The 23,003-nt window shown below is 63.7% G+C and carries 20 protein-coding genes; 4 read left to right on the top strand and 16 right to left on the bottom strand.

The genetic code is table 11. The annotated features are described in order from the left end of the window. Positions 1–65: 65 nt before the first annotated feature. The 5 genes from RR51_RS23265 to plsB all read right to left on the bottom strand — a co-directional run bounded on the left by RR51_RS23265 (position 66) and on the right by plsB (position 5,003). A complete protein-coding gene (locus tag RR51_RS23265; protein ID WP_015269179.1) occupies positions 66–755 on the bottom strand; it encodes a DUF4197 domain-containing protein in 690 nt (229 codons plus the stop codon). A 33-nt stretch (positions 756–788) separates the two neighbouring features. Further along, positions 789–1,187, bottom strand: coding sequence for a YbaY family lipoprotein (locus tag RR51_RS23260; RefSeq protein WP_015269180.1), 399 nt, complete (start codon positions 1,185–1,187; stop codon positions 789–791). A gap of 121 nt (positions 1,188–1,308) precedes the next feature. Further along, positions 1,309–2,022 carry a hypothetical protein gene (locus RR51_RS23255; protein ID WP_236693297.1) on the bottom strand — a complete coding sequence of 238 codons (714 nt, stop codon included), beginning with the start codon at positions 2,020–2,022 and terminating at the stop codon, positions 1,309–1,311. Between the two features lie 39 nt (positions 2,023–2,061). Next, on the bottom strand, positions 2,062–2,436 hold the full coding sequence (locus RR51_RS23250; protein ID WP_039614804.1) for a YbaY family lipoprotein: 375 nt from the start codon (positions 2,434–2,436) through the stop codon (positions 2,062–2,064). Positions 2,437–2,516: 80 nt separating this feature from the next. Continuing rightward, positions 2,517–5,003, bottom strand: a complete 2,487-nt coding sequence (gene plsB / locus RR51_RS23245; RefSeq protein WP_039614803.1) for a glycerol-3-phosphate 1-O-acyltransferase PlsB — start codon at positions 5,001–5,003, stop codon at positions 2,517–2,519. A gap of 231 nt (positions 5,004–5,234) precedes the next feature. Between plsB and RR51_RS23240 the strand changes: the two genes are divergently transcribed. After that, entirely contained in the window at positions 5,235–5,444 is a 210-nt protein-coding gene (locus RR51_RS23240; RefSeq protein ID WP_003252255.1) for a cold-shock protein, read from the top strand. A 153-nt stretch (positions 5,445–5,597) separates the two neighbouring features. Here RR51_RS23240 and RR51_RS23235 read toward each other — a convergent pair whose 3' ends face one another. The 4 genes from RR51_RS23235 to RR51_RS23220 all read right to left on the bottom strand — a co-directional run bounded on the left by RR51_RS23235 (position 5,598) and on the right by RR51_RS23220 (position 10,745). After that, entirely contained in the window at positions 5,598–5,978 is a 381-nt protein-coding gene (locus RR51_RS23235) for a hypothetical protein (RefSeq protein WP_039614802.1), read from the bottom strand. Between the two features lie 17 nt (positions 5,979–5,995). After that, a complete protein-coding gene (locus tag RR51_RS23230; RefSeq protein WP_025337963.1) occupies positions 5,996–6,808 on the bottom strand; it encodes a putative RNA methyltransferase in 813 nt (270 codons plus the stop codon). Beyond that, a complete protein-coding gene (gene dapE / locus RR51_RS23225) occupies positions 6,808–7,959 on the bottom strand; it encodes a succinyl-diaminopimelate desuccinylase (RefSeq protein ID WP_013971240.1) in 1,152 nt (383 codons plus the stop codon). The genes RR51_RS23230 and dapE overlap by 1 nt, the downstream gene beginning before the upstream one ends. 194 nt (positions 7,960–8,153) lie before the next feature. Further along, positions 8,154–10,745, bottom strand: a complete 2,592-nt coding sequence (locus RR51_RS23220; RefSeq protein ID WP_039614801.1) for a glycosyltransferase — start codon at positions 10,743–10,745, stop codon at positions 8,154–8,156. A 119-nt stretch (positions 10,746–10,864) separates the two neighbouring features. On the opposite strand from RR51_RS23220, the gene tcdA reads away from it, so the two are divergent. Beyond that, a complete protein-coding gene (gene tcdA, locus RR51_RS23215) occupies positions 10,865–11,674 on the top strand; it encodes a tRNA cyclic N6-threonylcarbamoyladenosine(37) synthase TcdA (protein WP_161795758.1) in 810 nt (269 codons plus the stop codon). A gap of 111 nt (positions 11,675–11,785) precedes the next feature. Here tcdA and RR51_RS23210 read toward each other — a convergent pair whose 3' ends face one another. From RR51_RS23210 to RR51_RS23195, 4 genes are all read right to left on the bottom strand, one after another. Continuing rightward, the gene (locus tag RR51_RS23210) at positions 11,786–12,196 is read right to left on the bottom strand and encodes a SufE family protein (RefSeq protein ID WP_039614800.1); all 411 of its coding nucleotides are present in this window, start codon (positions 12,194–12,196) and stop codon (positions 11,786–11,788) included. After that, complete coding sequence (locus RR51_RS23205) at positions 12,193–13,398, bottom strand: cysteine desulfurase (RefSeq protein ID WP_039614799.1); 1,206 nt, start codon at positions 13,396–13,398, stop codon at positions 12,193–12,195. Before RR51_RS23205 ends, RR51_RS23210 begins: the two co-directional genes overlap by 4 nt. A gap of 120 nt (positions 13,399–13,518) precedes the next feature. Next, the gene (gene dapD, locus RR51_RS23200; RefSeq protein ID WP_013971245.1) at positions 13,519–14,553 is read right to left on the bottom strand and encodes a 2,3,4,5-tetrahydropyridine-2,6-dicarboxylate N-succinyltransferase; all 1,035 of its coding nucleotides are present in this window, start codon (positions 14,551–14,553) and stop codon (positions 13,519–13,521) included. 31 nt (positions 14,554–14,584) lie between these two features. After that, positions 14,585–14,932, bottom strand: a complete 348-nt coding sequence (locus RR51_RS23195) for an ArsC family reductase (protein ID WP_013971246.1) — start codon at positions 14,930–14,932, stop codon at positions 14,585–14,587. Between the two features lie 370 nt (positions 14,933–15,302). On the opposite strand from RR51_RS23195, the gene RR51_RS23190 reads away from it, so the two are divergent. Further along, positions 15,303–16,949, top strand: coding sequence for a Na+/H+ antiporter (locus tag RR51_RS23190; protein ID WP_013971247.1), 1,647 nt, complete (start codon positions 15,303–15,305; stop codon positions 16,947–16,949). A gap of 151 nt (positions 16,950–17,100) precedes the next feature. Here RR51_RS23190 and dapC read toward each other — a convergent pair whose 3' ends face one another. The 3 genes from dapC to map are packed head-to-tail and all read right to left on the bottom strand — an operon-like array spanning position 17,101 to position 21,855. Beyond that, positions 17,101–18,297 (bottom strand): succinyldiaminopimelate transaminase, encoded by a 1,197-nt coding sequence (dapC, locus tag RR51_RS23185; RefSeq protein ID WP_039614798.1) that lies wholly within the window; start codon positions 18,295–18,297, stop codon positions 17,101–17,103. Between the two features lie 30 nt (positions 18,298–18,327). Beyond that, on the bottom strand, positions 18,328–21,030 hold the full coding sequence (locus tag RR51_RS23180) for a [protein-PII] uridylyltransferase (protein WP_023662319.1): 2,703 nt from the start codon (positions 21,028–21,030) through the stop codon (positions 18,328–18,330). Positions 21,031–21,072: 42 nt separating this feature from the next. After that, positions 21,073–21,855, bottom strand: coding sequence for a type I methionyl aminopeptidase (gene map, locus RR51_RS23175; RefSeq protein ID WP_004375406.1), 783 nt, complete (start codon positions 21,853–21,855; stop codon positions 21,073–21,075). Between the two features lie 346 nt (positions 21,856–22,201). Here map and rpsB point away from each other — a divergent pair, with 346 nt between their 5' ends. Further along, the gene (rpsB, locus tag RR51_RS23170; RefSeq protein ID WP_003252287.1) at positions 22,202–22,939 is read left to right on the top strand and encodes a 30S ribosomal protein S2; all 738 of its coding nucleotides are present in this window, start codon (positions 22,202–22,204) and stop codon (positions 22,937–22,939) included. Positions 22,940–23,003 lie beyond the last annotated feature (64 nt).

Below are 23,003 nucleotides of genomic sequence, written 5' to 3'. Positions count from 1 at the left end.
TTCGCCGATCAATGTGGGAGCGGCCTTGTGTCGCGATGGGTTGCAAAGCAGCCCCCAGGGGGCCCTCAGAGGGCGCCGAAGACCTTCTTGGCCAGGCTTGTAGCCGCTTCGGCCGGGTTCTGACGAATGCTCTGCTCCTGCTTGGCAATCATCTCGAACAGGCCATCCAGTGCCTTTTCAGTCACGTAGTTCTCGATGCTGGCGCTCTTGGCATCGACCACACCCAACGCCACTGCCTGCCCGGCAAAGTTGTTGTACTGCTGAGCCAGGCCAACCTTGTCGGTAGCCTGCTTGACGATCGGCAGGAATTTGGCGCGGATCTGCTCGCGGCTGCTCTTGTTCAGGTACTGGGTGGCCGAGTCGTCACCGCCGGCGAGGATGCCCTTGGCATCGGTCACGCTCATGTTCTTCACGGCATCTACCAGAATCGCCTGGGCCTGCGGCACGGCAGCCTCGGCGGCCTTGTTCATGCTGGTTTCCAAGGCCTCGACCTGTTCACCCTTGCCGAACATCTTCATCGCCTTGGCGGCCTTGCCCAGGTTGCCAGGCAGTTCGATGCGCACGTCGGGGTTGTCGCTGAAGCCGCCCGGGGTGCTCAGCTGCTTGACGGCCAATTGTGCGCCTTGGGTCAAGGCATCCTTCAGGCCGCCAGTGGCGTCTTTCTGGGTCAGGTCGCCCAGCGACAGGGCCAGGGCACTGGCCGACAGCAGCAGGCCGGCACACAGGGTGGTGAAGCGCAGGGAAGTGCGGATCATGAAGCTTTCCTTGTAAACAGATGAATACGGGTGTCAGCGGACCGGATCGACCTTGATCCGCACGGGCTGAGGGTCACTGCCGTCGAGCATGACACCGTGGTGCTCGGTGTTTATGAACAGCAGCTTGCCGTCCAGCTCGATGCGCGCGCTTACCGCATAGCGGTGGCCTGGCTTGACCTGGGCCGGGTCGTAGATGAGGTGGAATGGCAGCGGTACGTTGCCTTTGACCGGGCCAGCCTGGCGGGCCAGGGTAACCGCCGGGGCGTCCATCAGCGAGACGTCCTGCAGCTCCACGCTGAGGGTGGCGGCCGGTGGCAGGGCACTGCGTTGCAGGTAGAAGACTTCGCCATCCAGGCTGGCCTGGTTGGACGGGGTGTGGCTGGAGCAGGCTGCGAGCAAGGATGCGCAACACAGCATAAAGAGCTTTTTCATGGTATCTCCGAAGTCCTTGGCGTTGGCTTGTGGCCAACCCCAGGGACTTTAGCGGATTTCTTCTGGTGGGTCCTTGATGAAGATGCGACAAAGAGGGGGAGAGCAAGGCGAAGCGCAATATTCAGCTGCGGCGCGGCGGTCGCAGGCTGATTGCCTCCAGTTCGGTAACGCTTTGAAGGGTCAGGCCGCGCAGCGTTCTCCCGGCGTACGGGGTCATGGTATGTGGGTCGTAGTAGGCCACGCGCAGATGCAAGGGTTCGTCGTCATTGACTGTGTTGCCATCCAGGTACGTGGTAAGCGTCACAGGTCCCTGTGTCGGCCACAGGGCGGCACCGGCAATGTAGCTGGAGCTTCTGTTGCTGTAACCGTCTTCCTGGGTCCGATACAGGCCGAACGTCATCAGCGCCTGTGGCCTTAGCAACTCTTCGGGAATCTCGATGATGTTCTTCATCTCGATGATCGCGGGCGACAGGGGCTGCTGACTTTGCTCGCCAGGCTGGGCGGGTATCCTCAGGACCATGGGAGGGTTTGGCTCAGGCTGGTTGATTGCAAGTGGCATCGACAGGCTCAAGCCGTTTGGCTCTTCATTGACGCCAACACCATAACTGGCTACTAGCGTTGGTTCGGCACCTTCCGGCAGGCTATTGCGGTCCAGCAGCAAGTTGAAAGGCATTGCGACGCCAAGCGTCTGGCACCCCCAGGCGGCCAGGATGATCTTGTTCTCATCCGTGCCCAACTGTACGCGTACGCCAAGGTGCGGTGCGCCTTCAGCTGTATGGATGCACGACGGGACAAGCACGGTCCCGCGGATCTCGATGAAGTTGGCGGGTAGCATGTTGGTTTTCCTCGGTTCGGTCATGGGGACAGGCGCCAGTCACTCAGCGAGGTTGTCGCTGAACTGGCGACCGTTTTCGGTGGCAATTTGGTCGACAGTCACCCGTTGTGTACCCGATACCGTGGCTGGTTCTATCGAGTGACGGCTGGTGGTGATGTAGCGCAGTTGGCCGTCTATCTCGATGCGCGCGGCGAGGGCATAGCTGCGGCGTGGGTCGATAAGGCTGGTATCAAACGTCAGCGGTAGATTGATCGGCATCAGGCCGCCACAGCGCAGACGCAACTCGGCAAGGCTGATGGAGCGCGCATCTGCCTTCGAAATATCGATCAGCTTCAATTCAACCAGGCCGGACGGTGCGAGCGTGTTATCGCCAGAGGAAACGATTTCAACGTCCAGCGTTTTCATTTGAGTCATTTTGGTGCTCCTTGAGAGGGATGTGCTGAAGTAGCACCGTGATCCTGATCCCTCCCAAGGGCTGAGAGCAGCCTGAAAAGTTACCGCTGTATAACCTCCGCAGGCTCATCGCGGTGCAATGCCACCTGGCGGATCGACAGGCGCAGTTCCGCAGACAGCACGCGCTTGGCCACGCCTTCGGCCAGCTCGCCGAGCTTGTTGCGATAACCGAGCTTGCCTTGGGCGTCAGCATGCAGCACGCCTTGCTCGACCAAGGTCTGGATGAAGTGGCGGAACAGGGTCTTGTCGAAAAATTCCGGGGCGTTCAGGCCGTGCAGGATCGACAGGCGCTGGGCCATCATCACGCACAGGTCTTCCAGTTCTTCGGCGCTGAGGCTGTTCTGCCCGCTGTTGAGCAACAGCGAGGTGGCCATGTAGAAACGCTGCAGGGTCTGGGTGATAGTGCGGGCGAGCAGGGTCAGCAACACGAACTGCCGCGAGCTGGGCGCCGGGCGAATGTAGATGGCGTTGTCCTGGCGCAGCAGCCCTTGCTCGACCAGTGCGGCCAGCCACTGGTCGATCACCGCATCCAGTTGTTCCGGCGTCCAGCGCAGGAACAGTTCGGCCTGCAGGTAGGGATACAGCGCGTGTACATACTGGCCCAGCAGTTCGCGGCTCATGCGCGAGCTGCTGAGGAAGAAGCTGGCCAGCAGCGCCGGCAGGGCGAAGATGTGCAGCACGTTGTTGCGGTAATAGGTCATCAGTACCGCGTTGCCTTCATCCAGGTACAGGATGCGGCCCAGGGCGTCCTTCTGCTCGGCCACCAGGTTCATCCCGCGCACATGCTCGATCAGCGCTTGGCCGTCGCCGTCGGGCAGGGTGGTGTGCGGCGAGTAGGGTACCTGGCGCAGCAAGGCCAGGTACAGGTCGAGCACGCGGGTCAGGGCGCGCTCGTCCAAGGCCAGGCGGCTGGTGGACAGCAGCGCCAGCGCCACCAGGTTGACCGGGTTGATAGCGGCCGCCTCGTTGAGGTGGCGGGCAACGGTTTCGCCCAGGCGGGTGGTGGTGGCGTTGAGCCAGGCCGGGCGGTACTGCGGGCCGTGGTCCTGTTCGCGCCAGCCGGGTTGTTGCTGGTCGAGGAAACCGGCCAGGCGGATCGGCTCGCCAAAGTTCACGTACACCTGGCCAAATCGCTGCCTGAGCGCGCCGAACACCTTGAAGATATCGAAGATCGACTCTTTCTTCTTGCTGGCACCGCGCAGCTCGCCCAGGTAGGTGCGGCCTTCGAGCACGCGCTCGTAGCCGATGTAAACCGGCACGAAAACGATCGGCGTACGCGACGAACGCAGGAAGCTGCGCAGGGTAATGGCCAGCATCCCGGTGCGCGGCTGCAGCATGCGCCCGGTGCGCGAGCGCCCGCCTTCGACGAAGTACTCGACCGGAAAGCCCTTGGTGTACAGGGTGTGCAGGTACTCGTTGAACACCGCGGTGTACAGCGGGTTGCCCTTGAACGTGCGGCGCATGAAGAAGGCGCCGCCACGGCGTAGCAGGTTACCCACCAGCGGCATGTTGAGGTTGATGCCCGCGGCCACGTGCGGCGGCGTCAGGCCGTTGCGGAACAGCAGGTACGACAGCAGCAGGTAGTCGATGTGGCTGCGGTGGCACGGCACATAGATCACTTCGTGGCCGGGTGCGATGCCTTGCACCTGCTCGATGTGGTTGACCTTGATGCCGTCGTAGATCTTGTTCCAGAACCAGCTCAGCACTACTTCGAGGAAGCGGATCGCGGTGTAGGTGTAGTCCGAGGCAATCTCGTTGCCATAGCGCAGGGCCTGGGCTTCGGCCTTGGCCAGCGGCAGGTTTTCCCGCTGCGCCTCATCGACGATGGCCTGGCGCACCTGGGGCGCGTGGATCAGGCCTTTGACCAGGTTGCGCCGGTGCGAGATGTCCGGGCCGATGACTGCGGTCTTCAGGTTGCGAAAGTGTACGCGCATCAGGCGCTGGGCCATGCGTACGGTGCGTTCGTGGCCCTTGTTGTGCTGTACCAGTTCGCGCAGGTGAATGGGCGCGGAGAACTGCACCCGGGTCTTGCGCCCGAGGATCAGTACGGTCAGCAGCCGGCGCAGGCGCCCGGTAACCGCCCAGCTGTCGGCGAACAGCAACTTCCACGGGCTGGATTCACTTGCCGGGGTCTGCCCCCAGAACACACTGACCGGAATGATCTGCGCATCCTCTTCGGCATGCTGGCTGACGGCGGCGACCAGACGCTCCAGGGTGGGTGGGGCACCGCGCTTGTCATGGCGGCCGAGCCAGTCCGGGTCCGGGGTGAGGTAGAAGAATGCCGCAGGTTCCTGCAGCGGGCCAACCGCCACCGGCAGCACCGGGCGCGGCAGGCCCGCCTTGGTGCATTCATGGTCGAGCACGACCAGGTCGGTGAGCGCGGGCGAGGGCAAGGCATAGAACACCGGCCGGCTGCGGTCGAGCTTGAGGGTGAGGGAAGACTGGTTGATGGTCTCGGAGCGCACCCACAGGTACAACAGGCGACGCAGGGCGCCGAAGATCAGGCGGCGCAGGGGGGAACGGGTCATGGGGTGTGTGCCCTGGGGGTGGTTTTCAGGTGGGTATCCAGCCAATTAGTCTGCCGTATCCGCGCAAGTTCAGCAAAAATCGCCGAACGGCGCGACGGTCATCAAATTTTTTTGTTCTGTGTCATATACTCGGCCTGCCACTTGCAAGATATTTGCGCAAGCGGCGTCGACACAGGGAGGGACTCTGTGTCTGCAAGGCGATCTTCACAATAAAAATCCGGAGTAGTTCAGATGTCGTCTCGTGAGACTGGGAATGTAAAGTGGTTCAACGATGCCAAGGGTTATGGCTTCATTCAGCGCGAAGGTGGTGCGGATGTATTCGTCCACTATCGGGCGATCCGCGGTGAGGGGCATCGTACCCTGGTCGAAGGTCAGCGGGTGGAATACGCCTGCGTGCAGGGCCAGAAAGGCCTGCAAGCCGAGGACGTGGTAGGCCTCTGAGCCTCTGCTGTAATGGCCGGCTGACGCGGCTTGTGTAGGAGCGGCCTTGTGTCGCGAAAGGGCTGCGTAGCGGCCCCGGCAACAGGTGCCGTGCCGCCATTGTCAGGGGGCCGCTTTGCGGCCCTTCGCGACACAAGGCCGCTCCTACAGGAATCAACCTCCGGTGCGCCAGGTGATTTCCTCTTCACCGTCGGCGCTGATGCGGACCCAGCGGTCGGCATCTTCTTCCCCATCTTCCTCCACCCAGCCACCTGGCGCGCAGCGCACTTCCACGCCCAGTGCGGCAAATGCGGCGCGGGCGCAGGCAACGTCATCGGCCCACGGCGTCTGGTCGCTTTCCAGGTACAGGCTGTTCCATTTCCCTACAGCCTTGGGTAACCAGGTGACCGGAATGTTACCGGCCTGGCATTTGAAGGTATGGCCTTTCTGCTTCCATTCGCTGCAGGGGCCGATTGCCTGGGCGAGCCACTCGGCAATCTGCTTGTGGTCGACGTCGGCGTCCTTCAGGTAAATCTCGATATCAGGTTGGCGCATAAGGGCTCCGGGTGTGCTCAGTCTTGGCGCACGAAATAGTCATAACGCATTGAAACCGTGACCTCGAACGGCTCGGGCTGGTCGATCACCCGGGCACGCTTTTCGGCACTGGCGCGCCAGCCGTGCGGGGTCATGGCCAGCAGGTCGGCGCGGGCCTTGGGCGCGGCCAGGCTCAGGCGGAACTCCAGGGTTTCGCTGTGGGCATGGGCCATGCCTTCGGGGACCAGGGCCAAGTGTTTGTCGTCGGCGTAAGGGCGTACTTCATCGTAGAGCACTTCGCGCAGTTCCATCAGGTGGCCGCTGGTGGGGCCGACCCGCATCAGGCCGCCGCCCGGGCTGAGCAGGCGCTTGGCCTCGGCCCAGTCCAGCGGGCTGAACACGCTGGCGATGAACTGGCAACTGGCGTCGGCCAGCGGCACGCGGGCCATGCTGGCGACCATCCAGGTAACCTCGGGCGCTCGGCGGCAAGCACGCTTGACCGCCTCACGGGAGATGTCCAGGGCGTAGCCGTCGGCGGCCGGCAGGGCCTGGGCGATCTGCGCGGTGTAGTAACCCTCGCCACAGCCGATGTCCAGCCAGGCCCCGGGCTGGCGTTCGGCGGCCAGCTCGGCCAGGCGGCGCGCCACCGGCGCGTAGTGGCCGGCGTCGAGGAAATCGCGGCGGGCTTCGACCATGGCCTGGTTGTCACCCGGGTCGCGGCTGTTCTTGTGCTGCACCGGCAGCAGGTTCAGGTAACCCTGGCGGGCCCGGTCGAAGCGGTGGCCGGCCGGGCACACCACACCGTTGTCGAGCCGGCTCAGTGGCGCCTGGCAAAGAGGGCAGGCGAGCATCAGGCGAGCAACCGGACCAGGGTCTGGTAATAGATTTCGGTCAGCAGGTCGAGATCGCTGGCCAGGATCCGCTCATCCACCTGGTGGATGGTGGCGTTGACCGGGCCGAGCTCGACCACCTGGGTGCCCATGGTGGCGATGAAGCGCCCATCGGAGGTACCGCCGCTGGTCGACGGCTGGGTGTCGCGGCCGGTGACGCCCTTGATGCTGGCCGAGACGGCGTCCAGCAATTCGCCCGGTTCGGTAAGGAACGGCAGGCCCGACAGCGCCCAGTCGATCGACCAGTCCAGCTCATGCTTGTCGAGGATCGCCGACACCCGCGCCTGCAGGCCTTCGACGGTGGACTCGGTAGAGAAACGGAAGTTGAACAGCGCGGTCAGCTCGCCGGGGACCACGTTGGTGGCGCCGGTGCCGGAATTGAGGTTGGAGATCTGGAAACTGGTCGGCGGGAAGAACGCATTGCCTTCGTCCCAGTGCTCGGCCGCCAGTTCCGCCAGGGCCGGTGCGGCGAGGTGGATCGGGTTGCGCGCCAGGTGCGGGTAGGCCACATGGCCCTGCTTGCCGCGCACGGTCAGCTTGGCGCCCAGCGAGCCACGGCGGCCATTCTTGACCACGTCACCCAGCAGGGTGGTGCTGGAGGGTTCGCCGACGATGCACCAGTCCAGGCGCTCGTTGCGTGCTTTCAGGCGCTCGACCACGGCCTTGGTGCCATGGTGGGCCGGGCCTTCCTCGTCGCTGGTGATCAGGAACGCGACCTTGCCGCGGTGGTCCGGGTAGTCCTGCACGAAGCGTTCGCTGGCAATCACCATGGAGGCCAGGCTGCCTTTCATGTCGGCGGCGCCACGACCGCAGAGCATGCCGTCGGCGTCGATCAGCGCTTCGAACGGCTCATGCTGCCATTGCTGCACCGGGCCGGTGGGTACCACGTCGGTGTGGCCGGCGAAGCACAGCACCGGGCCATCCTGGCTGCCGTGGGTGGCCCAGAAATTGTCGACGTCCTCGATGCGCATCGGCTCGAGCTGGAAGCCTACGGCGCCCAAGCGGTTCATCATCTGCGCCTGGCAGTCGGCGTCGACGGGGGTGACCGAGGGGCGACGGATCAGGTCGCAGGCCAGTTGAAGGGTAGGCGAGAGCTCGGCAGGGGCCGTCATGGGGAACTCCGGGGCAAGGCGGGGAAATCTGAGGGCGTTATCTTATATCAAACCGTCAGGCCAATGGGGCCGCTTTGCGGCCCATCGCGACACAAGGCCGCTCCTACAGGCGATCTCGCCATATCTGACGGGATGCGATCCCCTGTAGGAGCGGCCTTGTGTCGCGATAGGGGCGCAAAGCGCCCCCGGCAATCTCAGGCCTGCTGCGGCTCGGCGGCCTTTTCCCCAGGCTTGGGCAGCGAAGACAGGAACGCCATCACCAGCGCCGCCACATAAGGCAACGATTGCACCAGCAACATCGCCACCCAGAAGCGCATGTCCGAACTCGGCAGCCCCTGTACCAGGTAGATGCCCAGCGCTGCGCCCCACAGCAGCAACATGATGAACAGCTCTTCCCGCGCCTCGGAAATCGCCACCAGCAGCCCGTGGCTGTCGGCGTTCTTCGGTGTGCGGAAGAACGGCATGCTGCTGGTGAAGAACCCGTACAGCACCGCCTTGGCGATGGTATGCGACAGTGCCAGCCCGGCCAGCGCCGCAGCAAAGGCATCTTTCAGGTTCACCCCTACCGCGCGGCGGTAGAGGAAGATGATCTTGCCGACCTTGAAGAAGAACAGTGCCAGCGGCGGAATGGCAAAAATCATCAGCGGTGGGTCGACCCGGTGCGGCACGATGATCATCGCCGCCGACCACAGCAGCGCGCCGATGGTGAAGAAGATGTTCATGCCATCGGCGATCCACGGCAGCCAGCCGGCCAGGAAGTGGTAGCGCTGGCCGCGGGTCAGCTCGCTGCCCTTGCCGCGCAGCAGGGCGCTGGCGTGGTGCTTGATGATCTGGATGGCGCCGTAGGCCCAGCGGAAGCGTTGCTTCTTGAAGTCGATGAAGGTGTCGGGCATCAGGCCCTTGCCGTAGCTGTTGTGGGCATAGGCGGCCGACAGGCCCTTCTCGAATACCCGCAAGCCCAGTTCGGCGTCCTCGCAGATGCACCACTCGGCCCAGCCCAGCTCTTCCAGCACGCTGCGGCGGGTCATGGTCATGGTACCGTGCTGGATGATCGCGTCACGGTCGTTGCGGGTGACCATGCCGATGTGGAAGAAGCCCTTGTACTCGCTGTAGCACAGCTTCTTGAAGGCGCTTTCGTCCTGGTCGCGGTAGTCCTGCGGCGACTGCACCACGGCAATCTTCGGGTCGGCGAAGTGCGGCACCATGTGCTTGAGCCAGTTGCGGTCGACGCAGTAGTCCGAGTCGATCACCGCGATCACTTCGGCGTCCTTGGCGGTATGCGGGATCAGGTAGTTCAGTGCGCCGCCCTTGAAGCCGGCCAGGGGCGCGACGTGGAAGAACCTGAAGCGCTCGCCGAGCTTCTCGCAATGGGCCTTGAGCGGCTCCCACACGGCCGGGTCCTTGGTGTTGTTGTCGATCACCAGCACTTCGTAGTCTGGGTAATCCAGCGCGGCCAGTGCATCAAGGGTCTGTTTGACCATCTCCGGCGGCTCGTTGTAGCACGGCACATGCACCGATACCTTGGGCCGGTAGGCGCTATCGGCCTGCACCGGCAGGAATTCGCGCCGGCGCTTGTGTATCCATACTGCCTCGGCCAGTTCGTGGGCCTCGGTCAGCAGCACGATGAACACGCCCAGCGCGCCGAGGGCAAGCAGCACGCCTACGGTCAGGCTGAACCAGGTGCTGTATTGCTGGCTGTAGTCGTAGGCGATCCATACCAGCACCGACCCGCACAGGAAGGTGATGAAGGTCAGGAAGGTGCGGCCGCGCTGGCGCAGGGCCGAACCGTCGATGAACAGTACCATCAGGGCGATCATCGCCAGCACTACCGAGGCCACCGCCAGGGCGCGCCATTGTGGGATCGCCACCACCGGGCCGTCAAAGTTGAATTTCTGCTGGCGTTCGGCGTTGTACACGCCCCAGTAGGCGCCTACCGAGCCTTCGTCGCTGGCCTTCCACGGCTGGTCGTAGGCTTCGATGACGAAGTAATTGTAACCACGGCGGTTGAGGGTGTTGACCAGGGTACGCAGGTAGATGGCCTGGTCAGCCTGGGTGGCATCGGCGCCGCCGCGCATGCGGCCGTTGCTCGGCCAGCCGACTTCCGACAGCAGCAGGGGTTTGCGCGGGAACTGGTGCTTCAGCTCGCGGGCACGGTCGAGCACGAACTCGACCGAATCCTTCATTGGCACGAACTCCCAGTACGGCAGGATGTGCGCGGCAATCAGGTCGACGTGCTTGGCCAGCTGCGGGTTTTCCTTCCAGATGTGCCATTGCTCACTGGTGGTCACCGGCACCTTGACCGCTGCGCGTACCCGGTCCAGGTACTTGATCAGGTTTTCCGGGGTGACTTCTTCGCGGAACAGCGCCTCGTTGCCGACCACCACCCGCACCACGCTGCGCGAGGTGTTGGCCAGCTGGATGGCCGTGGCGATTTCGCGTTCGTTGCGCTCCAGGTCCGGGCTGATCCAGATGCCCAGCGTCACCCGCAGGCCGAATTCCTCGGCCAGGCGCGGGATATCCGCCTGGGTGCCCTCCACGGTGTAGATCCGGATGCTGTCGGTCAGTTTGCTCAACTGTTCCAGGTCCTGGCGCATCTCGTCGTCACTGGGGTACTGGCCCTTCTGCGGGCTTTCGCCCAGGCGGAACGGTGAATACGAGAAGCCAGAGATCTGCTCTGGCCAGGCGGGGGCGGAGACCGGGCGGTTGATCAGTGCCCAGAACCCGGTGAACAACGCGGCGATGGCCAGGACCACGACCAGGTTCAGGCCGAATTTACGTGAAGACATTGTCGTCCATATGTGTCGAAGTGATAGGACATTAAAGCAGGGTTGGTAGTCTCTTTCCTAACGATGCAGGCCATGGGCCCGCTGGCATATAATGCGCGCCGGTTTTTTGGGGTATGAACATGAGCACAGAAGATCCACGCTTCGCCGGCGTTGCCCGGCTGTATGGCGACCAGGGGTTGCACCGTCTGGGCCAGGCCCATGTGGCCGTGGTCGGTATTGGCGGGGTAGGCTCGTGGGCGGCGGAAGCGCTGGCACGCAGTGGCGTGGGCGAGATCACCCTGTTCGACCTTGACGATGTGTGCGTCAGCAACACCAACCGCCAGGCCCATGCCTTGGAAGGGCAGGTGGGGCGGCCCAAGGTCGAGGTCATGGCCGAGCGCCTGCGGGCGATCAACCCGGGGTGTACGGTGCATGCTGTCGCTGACTTCGTCACCCGCGACACCATGGTCGAGTACATCACCGAAAACCTCGACTGTGTGATCGACTGCATCGACAGCGTCATGGCCAAGGCGGCGCTGATAGCCTGGTGTCGGCGGCGCAAGATCGCCATCGTCACCACGGGGGGCGCCGGTGGGCAGATCGACCCGACACAGATCCAGATCGCCGACCTGAACAAGACCTTCAACGACCCGCTGGCCTCGCGGGTGCGTTCCACCCTGCGCCGCGACTACAACTTCTCGCGCAATGTCAGCCGCAACTATGGCGTGCCATGCGTGTTCTCAAGTGAACAGCTGCGCTACCCCAAGGGCGATGGCAGCGTTTGCCTGCAGAAAAGCTTCGTGGGCGAGGGCGTGCGGCTGGACTGCTCGGGTGGCTTTGGCGCGGTGATGATGGTGACCGCGACCTTTGGCATGGTGGCGGCGAGCAAGGCGGTGGAAAAACTGGTAGCGGGGGCGCGGCGGCCTTCAGAGCGGGTCAAGCCTGAATAGACCGCGTGGGCTTCTTCGCGGGCTTGCCCGTTACCACAGGTACTGCATCTCTCTCAAGAAAGGTGAAGATCCTGTGGCAGCGGGCGAGCCCGCGAAGAAGCCAGCACCGATTCAACAGTTGGACGCCAGCTCTGCCATCCGCTGCAACACTGCATGCAGCCCGTTGCTGCGCGACGGCGAAAGCTGGCGCTCCAGGCCAAGTTGAGTGAACCACTCACGCAGATCGAGCCCGGCAAGTTCTTCACTGGCCAACCCCTGCACCCGCACCAGCAACAACGCCAGCAGCCCGCGCAACAGGCGTGCATCGCTGCTGGCCTTGAACCTCCACAAACCCTCGGCCTGCTCGGCCACCAGCCATACCAGGCTTTCGCAGCCATGCACCCGGTTGGCCTCGGTCTTTTCAGTATCAGCCAGCGGTTCCAGCCGATCGCCCCACTGCATCAGCAGCCGCGCACGCTGTTCCCAACCCTTGCCCTGCTCGAAAGCTTCCAGCGCCTGGCGTGCCTGATCGGGCAAGGTCATCGCAACAGCTCCAGGCCTTGATCCAACGCCTCGAAGAAACGCTGCAAGTCATCGCTGTCGTTATACAGCCCCAATGACACGCGGATCGCGCCCTCCAGGCCCAAGCCCTTCAGCAGCGGCATCGCACAGTGGTGCCCGGCACGCACGGCAATGCCTTGCTCGGTCAGCAGGTGGGCGATGTCGGCGTTGTGCACGCCTTCGATGACGAAACTGGCAAGGGCCGCCTGTGGCGTCCCCAGGATGCGCACGCCATCGCGGTCTGCCAGGCCGCGCAGCAGGTGCTGGTGCAGGCTGGTTTCATGGGCTTCGAGTGCCTGGCCATCTAGGCTGGCCAGGTAGTCCAGGGTCGCACCCAGGCCGATCACCCCGGCGATCGGTGGCGTGCCAGCCTCGAATCCCAGCGGCGCCGGGCGGAAGCTGGCGCTGTGGTACTCGGCCAGTTGCACCATCTCGCCGCCGAACTGCCAATGGTGCAGCAGCTCCAGCGCCTGGCTGCGGCCGTACAGCACGCCCACGCCTTCCGGGCCGTACAGCTTGTGACTGGAGAACACATAGAAGTCGCAGCCAAGCTGCTGCACATCATGGCGGCCATGCACCACGCCCTGGGCACCATCGACCACGGTCAGCGCGCCTTGGGAGCGGGCGTGGGCCAGCAGTGCCGGTAAGGGTTGCCATGTGCCTAGCACGTTGGACAGCTGGCTCACCGCCAGCACCCGGGTGCGCGGGCCGATCAGTTGCAGCGCCTGGTCCAGGTCGATGCGGCCATGGGCATCCAGCGGCAGCACCACCAGACGCAGGTTGCGTCGACGCGCCAGCTGTTGCCAGGGCAGCAGGTTGGCATGGTGCTCCAGGGCACTGACGGCAATTTCGTCACCGGCCTCGAAGCGGTGTTCCAGGCCATAGGCCAGCAGGTTCAGCGCCGAAGTGGCGCCGTGGGTGAAGATGATCTGCCGCGAGTCCGGCGCATTGAGCCAGGCGGCAACCTTGTCGCGGCTGGTTTCGAAGGCCTGGGTCGCCAGTGCGCCGGGCAAGTGCTGGGCACGGTGCACGTTGGCTGCGCCATGGCCGTAGTAATGGCTCAGGGCATCGAGCAGGGCTTGCGGCTTCTGGGTAGTGGCGGCGCTGTCCAGGTAGGTCTGGTGCTGCCGTTGCAGGGCGGCGATGGCGGGAAAATCGGCACGCCAGGGGGAGGGCTGAAACATGGTCGCGGGGCCTGGAATGAAAATCGGGTCTGGCGTGGTGCCAGACCCGATCTTAACATTTCAAACGCTGAGAATCCGCTGTTCGCGAGCAAGCTCGCTCCGGCAGCGGTTGAAGGGTTCTCAGTTGTGCGCGTGCAGCGCCTCGTTCAGCTCGATGGCCGACTTGTGGGTCTTGCACTCCACCGCGCCGTTCAGCGAGTTACGGCGGAACAGCAGGTCGGTCTGGCCGGCCAGGTCGCGGGCCTTGACCACTTTGACCAGCTGGTTGTTCTCGTCCAGCAGGTTCACCTTGGTACCGGCGGTGATGTACAGGCCGGCTTCGACGGTGTTGCGGTCGCCCAGCGGAATGCCGATACCGGCGTTGGCGCCGATCAGGCAGCCTTCGCCAACCTTGATGACGATGTTGCCGCCACCGGACAAGGTGCCCATGGTCGAGCAGCCGCCGCCCAGGTCCGAGCCCTTGCCGACGAATACGCCAGCGGAAACGCGGCCTTCGATCATGCCCGGGCCTTCGGTGCCAGCGTTAAAGTTGACGAAGCCTTCGTGCATGATGGTGGTGCCTTCGCCGATGTAGGCGCCCAGGCGCACGCGGGCAGTGTCGGCGATACGCACGCCGGCCGGGACCACGTAGTCGGTCATTTTCGGGAACTTGTCCACCGAGAACACTTCCAGCAGCTCACCCTTCAGGCGCGCTTCCAGTTGCAGTTCGGCGAGTTCGGCCAGATCGACCGCGCCCTGGTTGGTCCAGGCCACGTTCGGCAGCAGCGGGAAGATGCCAGCCAGGCTCACGCCGTGCGGCTTGACCAGGCGGTGCGACAGCAGGTGCAGCTTGAGGTAGGCCTCTGGCGTCGAGGTCAGCGCGGCGTCTTCGGCCAGCAGGGTGGCGACCAGCGGCTTGTGGCTTTCGGCCAGGCGGGTCAGCAGGGCGGCTTGGGTGGCATCCACACCTTTCACGGCTTCGGCCAGTTGCGCGGCCTGGGCGTTGCTGAAGGCGATGGCCTGGTTGCCACCTTGGTAACCGAGAACAGGGGCTACTGCAGCGACCAGTTCGGCGCTCGGGTTGAGCAGCGGTTGTGCGTAGAACACTTCCAGCCAGGCGCCCTGGCGGTTCTGGGAGCCGACACCGAAGGCCAGGCTGAACAGGGTATTGGACATGTGATTACCTCGTGCGAAATAGGGTAGGGGCTCAGGCCAGGGCAGCGGCGTACAGGTCGGGCTTGAAGCCGACCAGGGTACGCGCGCCAAGGTCGAGCACCGGGCGCTTGATCATCGACGGCTGGGCCAGCATCAGCTCGACGGCCTTGGCTTGGTCGAGGTCGGCCTTGCTGGCGTCGTCCAGCTTGCGGAAGGTGGTGCCGGCACGGTTGAGGATGACTTCCCAGCCGTGTTCCTCGCACCAGCGGTTCAGGCTGTCACGGTCGATGCCTTGGGCCTTGTAGTCGTGGAATTCGTAGGCGATGGCCTGGTCTTCGAGCCAGGTACGTGCCTTTTTCATGGTGTCACAGGCTTTAATGCCGTAGAGCGTGTAGGTCATTGTGTGCATTGGGGTCACAGGCTGCCCCAATTTCTCCGTTTTCCGATTTCAGTCGCGGGATTATGCGGGAACGATCCTGTGAGCGCCACGGGTGTGCATGTCTTGGGTCTTGCAGTGTGTCGGAGACCGAGCGCCGCGCGGGCGGCGCTCGGTCTCCGACACACTGCAAGGCTCAAGGCATGCATCTGCTGGGCGATAAGGGGTCGAGCCTACGCCGTCATCAAGCCCAAGTATCATCATGTTACATATTCATCCACCACCTGCGACTATCGTGCAGCGGCCCCGAATCGCCCACCGCCGCTAACATATTGTTTCAATGGCGATGTTTCGCCCTGTTGTCGTTTCTGGTTCACAAAGGAAGCTTTCCCGGATGCAGTCCGCCTACACCGTCCTCATCCTGCTGACGCTGGTCAGCGTGTCGAAGCTGGTCGGCCGCATGATTCCGCTGCCCTTGCCGCTGGTACAGATCGCCGCCGGTGCCTTGCTCGCTTGGCCGACACTGGGCCTGCATGTGGCACTGGACCCCGAGCTGTTCCTGTTCCTGTTCCTGCCGCCGTTGCTGTTCGCCGACGGCTGGCGCATTCCCAAGCGCGAGTTGTGGCGCATTCGTGGGCCGGTGGTGGCGCTGGCCGTGGGGCTTGTACTGTTTACCGTGGTCGGGGCCGGTTACTTCATTCACTGGCTGCTGCCGAGCATCCCGCTGCCCGTGGCCTTCGCCCTGGCCGCAGTGTTGTCGCCAACCGACGCCGTGGCGGTTTCGGCCATTACCCAGGACCGCCTGCCCACCCCGCTGATGCACATGCTCCAGGGCGAGGCCCTGATGAACGATGCCTCGGGCCTGGTGACCTTCAAGTTCGCCCTGGCGGCGGCGATCACCGGGGTGTTCTCGCTGACCGACGCGAGCTTCAGCTTCGTACTGGTCGCCCTGGGCGGCCTGGCGGTGGGCGTGGCCCTGAGCTGGCTGATCGGCCGCCTGCGTGCCTGGATGATCGCTCGCGGCTGGGACGACCCGGCCACCCACGTGGTGTTCATGTTGCTGCTGCCGTTCGCTGCCTACGTGCTGGCCGAGCGCCTGGGCGTGTCCGGCATCCTTTCGGCGGTGGCCGCCGGCATGATGCAGAGCTGGCTCGACCTGCTGCCACGGCAGACCAGCACGCGCCTGCTCAACCGCAGTGTGTGGTCGCTGCTGGAGTTCGCTTTCAACGGCCTGATCTTCCTGCTGCTGGGCCTGCAGTTGCCGGACATCATCAAGGCCGTGGTCAGCCATGAACCCACCGTCTGGCCGACCTTGGCCTGGCGCTGTCTGGATGTGGTGGCGATCTTTGTGGCGCTGATCTTGCTGCGGTTCATCTGGGTCCAGAGCATCTGGCGCTCGATCGGTGTGGTACGCCGCTGGCGCGGCAAGCCGGCGCTGGTGCTGATGCCCACGGCGCGCTCCTGCTGGTTGCTGACCCTGGGTGGTGTGCGCGGTGCGGTCACCCTGGCCGGTGTAATGTCGATCCCATTGCTGATGGGAGCAGGCAAGGCCTTCCCGGAGCGTGACTTGCTGATCTTCATTGCGGCCGGTGTGATCCTGTTGTCATTGATCAGCGCCTGTATCGCGCTGCCGCTGTTGCTGCGCGGGGTGACCAAGAGCCCGGACGAGCGCTTGCACCAGGAGGTGCAGGAGGCCTGGCGACGCACGGCCGAGGCGGCGATCCATGCACTGGAGGCAGAGGAAGTGATCGACAGCAATGCGCCGCAGGATGCCGCCCAGGCGACCCTGGCGACCGAGTTGAAGGCGCGCTTGATGGCGGAATACCGCGATGAGCTGGACAGCTACAACGACAGTGCCGAAGCCAAGGCTCTGGCCGAGCAGATGGACCTGCTGGAGCGGCGTTTGCGCCTGCGGGCGCTGCGGGCCCAGCGGCTGGAGCTGTATGAACTGCATCGCCAGCATCTGGTGGGGGATGAAGTGGTGAGGCAGGTGCTGGGTGAGCTGGATATGAGTGAAGCAAACCTGGGGTCAGTCAGGTAGACCCCAAGGGGCCGCTTTGCGGCCCTGTGGGAGCGGGTTTACCCGCGAATCAGGCGACGCGGTGCATGGCACCGGCTGTGCCGGTGTTCGCGGGTAAACCCGCTCCTACAGGTACTGCACAACACTCGAGAGTTGTACGGCCCCTGTCGAATCAGCGGTTCTGCAGGAATTCGCGAATCCGCTCCGCCGCTTCGATACACTCGGCCAGCGGTGCAACCAGTGCCATGCGCACACGCCCGGCGCCCGGGTTCACGCCATCCACTTCACGCGACAGGTACGACCCCGGTACCACCGTCACATGCTGGGCCTCGAACAGGTCGCGGGTGAACTCGGCATCGCTGCCGGGTACCTTGGCCCACAGGTAGAAGCTGCCATCCGGGCGTTGCACATCCAGCACCGGCTGCAGGATATCCAGCACGGCGTCGTACTTGGCGCGGTACTGGTCGCGGTTCTCACGCACATGCGCCTCGTCCTGCCAGGCAGCGATACTGGCCAGCTGGGTTTGTACCGGCATGGCGCAGCCGTGGTAGGTACGGTACAGCAGGAACGGCTTGATGATCTCGGCGTCACCGGCGACGAAGCCCGAGCGCAGGCCCGGCAGGTTGGAGCGCTTGGACAGGCTGTGGAATACCACGCAGCGCTTGAAGTCGCTGCGGCCCAGTTCCGCACAGGCAGTCAGCAGGCCTGGTGGCGGGGCATCCTCGTCGAAGTACAGCTCGCTGTAGCACTCGTCGGCGGCAATCACGAAGTCATGTTCGTCGGCCAGGGCAATCAGCTTCTTCAGGGTGTCCATCGGCACCAGTGCGCCGGTGGGGTTGCCCGGCGAGCACAGGAACAGGATCTGGCAACGCTTCCACACTTCAGCCGGCACGGCGTCGAAGTCGGGGTTGAAGCCGTTGCTTTCCAGGCATGGCAGATAGTGCGGGGTGGCACCGGCCAGCAGCGCTGCGCCTTCGTAGATCTGGTAGAACGGGTTGGGGCTGACCACCAGGCCGTCATCGGCGCGGTTGACCACGGCCTGGGTGAAGGCGAACAGCGCTTCACGGGTGCCGTTGACCGGCAGGATGTGGCGGTCGGCATCCAGCCAGCCGGCCGGTACGCCGAAGCGCCGCTCGCACCACTGGCCAATGGCCTGGCGCAGGGCGGGCAGGCCGATGGTGCTTGGGTACACTGCCAGCTTGTCGAGGTTGTCGGCCATGGCCTGGGCGACGAACACCGGCGATTCGTGCTTCGGCTCACCGATCGACAGCGCGATGGCGCGCTTGTCCGCCGCAGGCTTCACGCTGCCCAGCAGGGCGCGGAGTTTTTCGAACGGGTAGGGCTGAAGCTGGGTCAAGGCATGGTTCATCGGCGCAAGGTCTCGTCAATCGTCTAATCGTTAAAAGGTCACGCGGGTAGGGCTGGCATCGCTGGCCTGGCCGGCCTGCAGCTGCTGGACGATGGCTTCCTGCAGTCGGCTGCACAGTTGCGGGTCGGACAGCGGCTGGTTGTCGGCATCGGTGATGAAGAACACGTCTTCCACCCGCTCGCCGAGGGTGGCGATCTTGGCGTTTTGCAGCGACAGGTCGAACTCCAGGAAGATCCGCCCCAGCCGGGCCAGCAGGCCAGGGCGGTCAGGTGCGGTGATTTCGAGGATGGTCACCGGCCGCTGGGCATCGTTGAGGATGGTCACCTGTGGCGGGAAGTCAAAATGCTTGAGCTGGCGCGGTACCCGGCGCTGGATGATGGTCGGGTAGTCCTCGGGGTTGCGCAGCGCTTCGGTCAGGCCGTCGCGAATCTGCTTGACCCGCTGCGGGTTGTCGCCGATCGAGCCGCCGTCGTTGTCCAGCACGATGTAGGTATCGAGGGTGAACTGGCTGCTCGAGGTGATGATCCGCGCGTCATGAATGTTCAGGTTCAACTGCGACATCGCCGCCACGGTCACGGCGAAGAAGTCGTGCTGGTCGGGGGCATAGATGAAGATCTGCGTGCCACCTTCGAATTCGCGCTGGGTGGTTTCCTTGATCAGCACCAGCGGCCCGCCATCGGCTGGCTGCTGGAGGATCGCGTCACTGTGCCAGGCCACGTCGGCAGCGGTGTGCTTGAGGAAGTAGTCATCCCCCAGCTGCGACCACAGCTGCTCGACATCGTCTGGGTCGGTGCCTTCGCGCACCAGGATATCCAGCGCCGCCGATTGGGTCTGGCGAATCTGCTCTTCGCGGTCCAGCGGGTTTTCCAGGCCTCGGCGCAGGGCGCGTTTGGTCTCGGTGTACAGCTGGCGCAGCAGGCTGGCCCGCCACGAGTTCCACAGGCTGGGGTTGGTGGCGTTGATATCGGCCACGGTCAGCACGTACAGGTAGTCCAGGCGTGTCTCGTCGCCCACGTGCAGGGCAAAATCGTTGATTACCTGAGGGTCGGACAGGTCCTTGCGCTGGGCGGTGGTCGACATCACCAGGTGGTTCAGCACTAGCCAGACGATCAGCCGGCTGTCCCAGGCCGGCAACTGGTGGCGCTCGCAGAACTTCTGCGCATCCACCGCACCCAGCTCGGAATGGTCGCCCTGGCGGCCCTTGCCGATGTCGTGATACAGGCCGGCCAGGTAGATCAGCTCGGGCTTGGGCAGGCGGCCCATGAGCTTGCTGGCCAGCGGGAATTTCTCGGACACCGGGGTGTATTGCAGCTTGCGCAGGTGCTTGATGAGGTTGAGGGTGTGCGCATCGACCGTATAGATGTGGAACAGGTCGTGCTGCATCTGCCCGACGATCAGGCCGAACTCCGGCAGATAGCGGCCAAGGATGCCGTAGCGGTTCATCCGCCGCAGGTTGCGGTGGATACCGATTTCACACTTGAACAGCTCGATGAACAGGCTGGTGTTGCGGATATCGGTGCGGAAAGTGTCGTCGATCAGGTGCCGGTGTTCGCGCAGCAGCCGCACTGTATCGGCGCGTACGCCCTTGATCTCGGGATGCTGAGCCATCAGCACGAAGATTTCCAGCATGGCGAACGGTGTGCGCCTGAACACGTTCGGCCTGACTGCCTCTATATAGCCATCATGCAGGCGGAAGCGCGCATTCAGCGGCTGGGTGGTGCCGCTGTCGTCATCGGCGAGGATGACCTCCTCGAAATGCTGGATGATCAGGTCGCACAGCTGGCTGATGCTCATCACCACCCGATAGTACTGCTGCATGAACTGCTCGATCGCCCGCTTGGGGTTGTCGTCGCTGTAGCCCAGCAGCGCGGCGATGCTGCGCTGGTGGTCGAACAGCAGGCGGTCCTCGGCGCGCCCGGCCAGCATATGCAAGGCGTAGCGCACCTTCCACAGGAAGTCCTGGGACGAGGCCAGCAGCTCGTTCTCGCTTTCCAGCAGGAAACCTTCGCCGGCCAGCGCGTGCAGGTTGAGGGTGCCGTACTGGCGGCGGGCCACCCACAGCACCGTCTGGATGTCGCGCAGGCCACCGGGTGAACCTTTCACATTGGGTTCGAGGTTGTACTCGGTGTCGTTGTACTTGTGGTGGCGGGCCTTGAGTTCGGCGCGCTTGGCCAGGAAGAAGTCCTTGCTCGGCCACATGTGCGCAGTGCTGGTCACCTCAAGCATGCGTTGGCGCAGAGCCTCGGGGCCGGCAATGGTGCGGCTTTCCATCAGGTTGGTGATGACCGTCAGGTCGGCGCGGGCCTGCTCGGCGCATTCGTCGACGGTGCGCACGCTCTGGCCCACTTCCAGGCCGATGTCCCACAGCAGGGTGAGAAACCTCTCTATGGCGTCGCGGTACTGCTCGTGTTCGGCAGCACCCAGCAGGATCAGCAGGTCGATGTCCGAATGCGGGTGCAGCTCACCGCGCCCGTAGCCACCGACCGCGACCAGGGCGATGCCGCTCTGGTCACCCCAGTCGAACTGGTTCCAGGCCTGTTGCAAGATGTTGTCGACGAGCCAGGCGCGGGCCTCGATCAGTGGGCGGATTTCGCTGCCACTGCGGAAACGCTTGTCGAGCACCTCGCCGGCCTGGCGGATGGCTTTCTTGAAGGCGGCGATGGGGCTCGCCTTGAGGGCCAGTTCCGCCTGGAACTGGCCGCGGTCGAACAGCTCGGGGTCCACCTGGGGCATCGCGTCACGTTCCTGTCGTGGGGGTGGCCTGTGGGAGTGCGGTCAGGCCGAGGTGCGCGGGATGGTGTCGTCCTTGCGCAGGGTGAAGATCTCGTAGCCGGTCGCGGTCACCACCAGGGTGTGCTCCCATTGGGCCGAGAGCTTGCGGTCCTTGGTGATGGCGGTCCAGCCGTCGCCCAGCACCTTGGTGTCGGCCTTGCCCTGGTTGATCATCGGCTCGATGGTAAAGGTCATGCCTTCCTTCAGCTCCATGCCGGTGCCGGCGCGGCCGTAGTGCAGGATCTGCGGCTCTTCGTGGAACACCTTGCCGATGCCGTGGCCACAGAACTCGCGTACCACCGAGAAGCCGTTCTTTTCAGCGTGCTTCTGGATCACTTCGCCGATGTCGCCCAGTCGGCAGCCCGGCTTGACCAGTTCGATGGCCTTGTACATGCACTCCTGGGTGACCTTGGACAGGCGCTCGGCCCATACCGGCACGGTGCCGACGTGGAACATGCGGCTGGTATCGCCGTGGTAGCCGTCCTTGATCACGGTGACGTCGATGTTCAGCGTGTCACCGTCCTTGAGCGGCTTGTCGTTGGGGATGCCGTGGCAGACCACATGGTTGATCGAGGTGCAGATCGACTTCGGGTAGCCCTTGTAGTTGAGCGGTGCCGGGATGGCCTGCTGGACGTTGACGATGTAGTCGTGACACAGGCGGTCCAGCTCTTCGGTGGTGACACCGGGCTTGACGTGTTCCTCGATCATTTCCAGCACCTCGGCGGCCAGGCGGCCAGCGATGCGCATCTTTTCGATGTCTTCTGCGGTCTTGATGGTGACGGTCATTACAGGCTCTCTACAGCGCCGTGCACGGCGCGAACAAACGGGAAAGGCCGGATTCTAGCAGAGCAGGGCGCCGATCGGTCGGGATAAAGGCGGCAATGCTGCTGTCTACAGCTGGCATTCTGGCGCGAAAGCCGGGGTGCTGCAAAAACCGCTGACGGACGCAACAGTATCCGGGTTCCGTTCGGTCGCGGTCTGTGGTATAAAATGCGCCGCTTTCGGGGACGACCCCGTCAGCACTTAACCCACACACGTGTCGACACGATGACCTGGGTGCCCCGAGTTGCAGAATTCGCGGGTTGGTCATTGGGATACGTGGAGGCCCAACCCGACTTATCAAGGAACTATCATGTCCCAAGTCAACATGCGCGATATGCTGAAGGCCGGTGTGCACTTCGGCCACCAGACCCGTTACTGGAACCCGAAAATGGGCAAGTACATTTTCGGCGCGCGTAACAAGATCCACATCGTCAACCTGGAAAAAACCCTGCCAATGTTCAACGACGCTCTGTCGTTCGTAGAGCGCCTGGCCCAGGGCAAGAACAAGATCCTGTTCGTCGGCACCAAGCGTTCCGCCGGCAAGATCGTCGCCGAGCAAGCTGCTCGTTGCGGTTCGCCGTACGTTGACCACCGTTGGTTGGGTGGCATGCTGACCAACTACAAGACCATCCGCGCTTCGATCAAGCGTCTGCGCGACCTGGAAACCCAGGCCGAAGACGGCACTTTCGCCAAGCTGACCAAGAAAGAAGCCCTGATGCGCTCCCGCGACCTGGAAAAACTGGATCGCAGCCTGGGCGGCATCAAGGACATGGGTGGTCTGCCAGACGCTCTGTTCGTTATCGACGTTGATCACGAGCGCATCGCGATCACCGAAGCCAACAAGCTGGGCATCCCGGTAATCGGCGTTGTCGATACCAACAGCAGCCCGGAAGGTGTTGACTACATCATCCCAGGTAACGATGACGCCATCCGCGCTATCGAGCTGTACATGACTTCGATGGCTGACGCAGTCATCCGCGGCCGCAACAACGTTGCCGGCGGCACCGAAGTTTACGCTGAAGAAGCGGCTGCACCTGCTGCCGAGTAATTAGACGCTAGCGTCGACTTGGCACGCAAAAAGGGGGCTCTGCCCCCTTTTTGCCACCTTGAAA

The organism is Pseudomonas sp. C5pp, from assembly GCF_000814065.1.
GTDB lineage: Bacteria > Pseudomonadota > Gammaproteobacteria > Pseudomonadales > Pseudomonadaceae > Aquipseudomonas > Aquipseudomonas asiatica.
The sequence above is the reverse complement of the archived record's forward strand: the minus strand, read 5'-3'. Positions and strand labels throughout refer to the sequence as shown.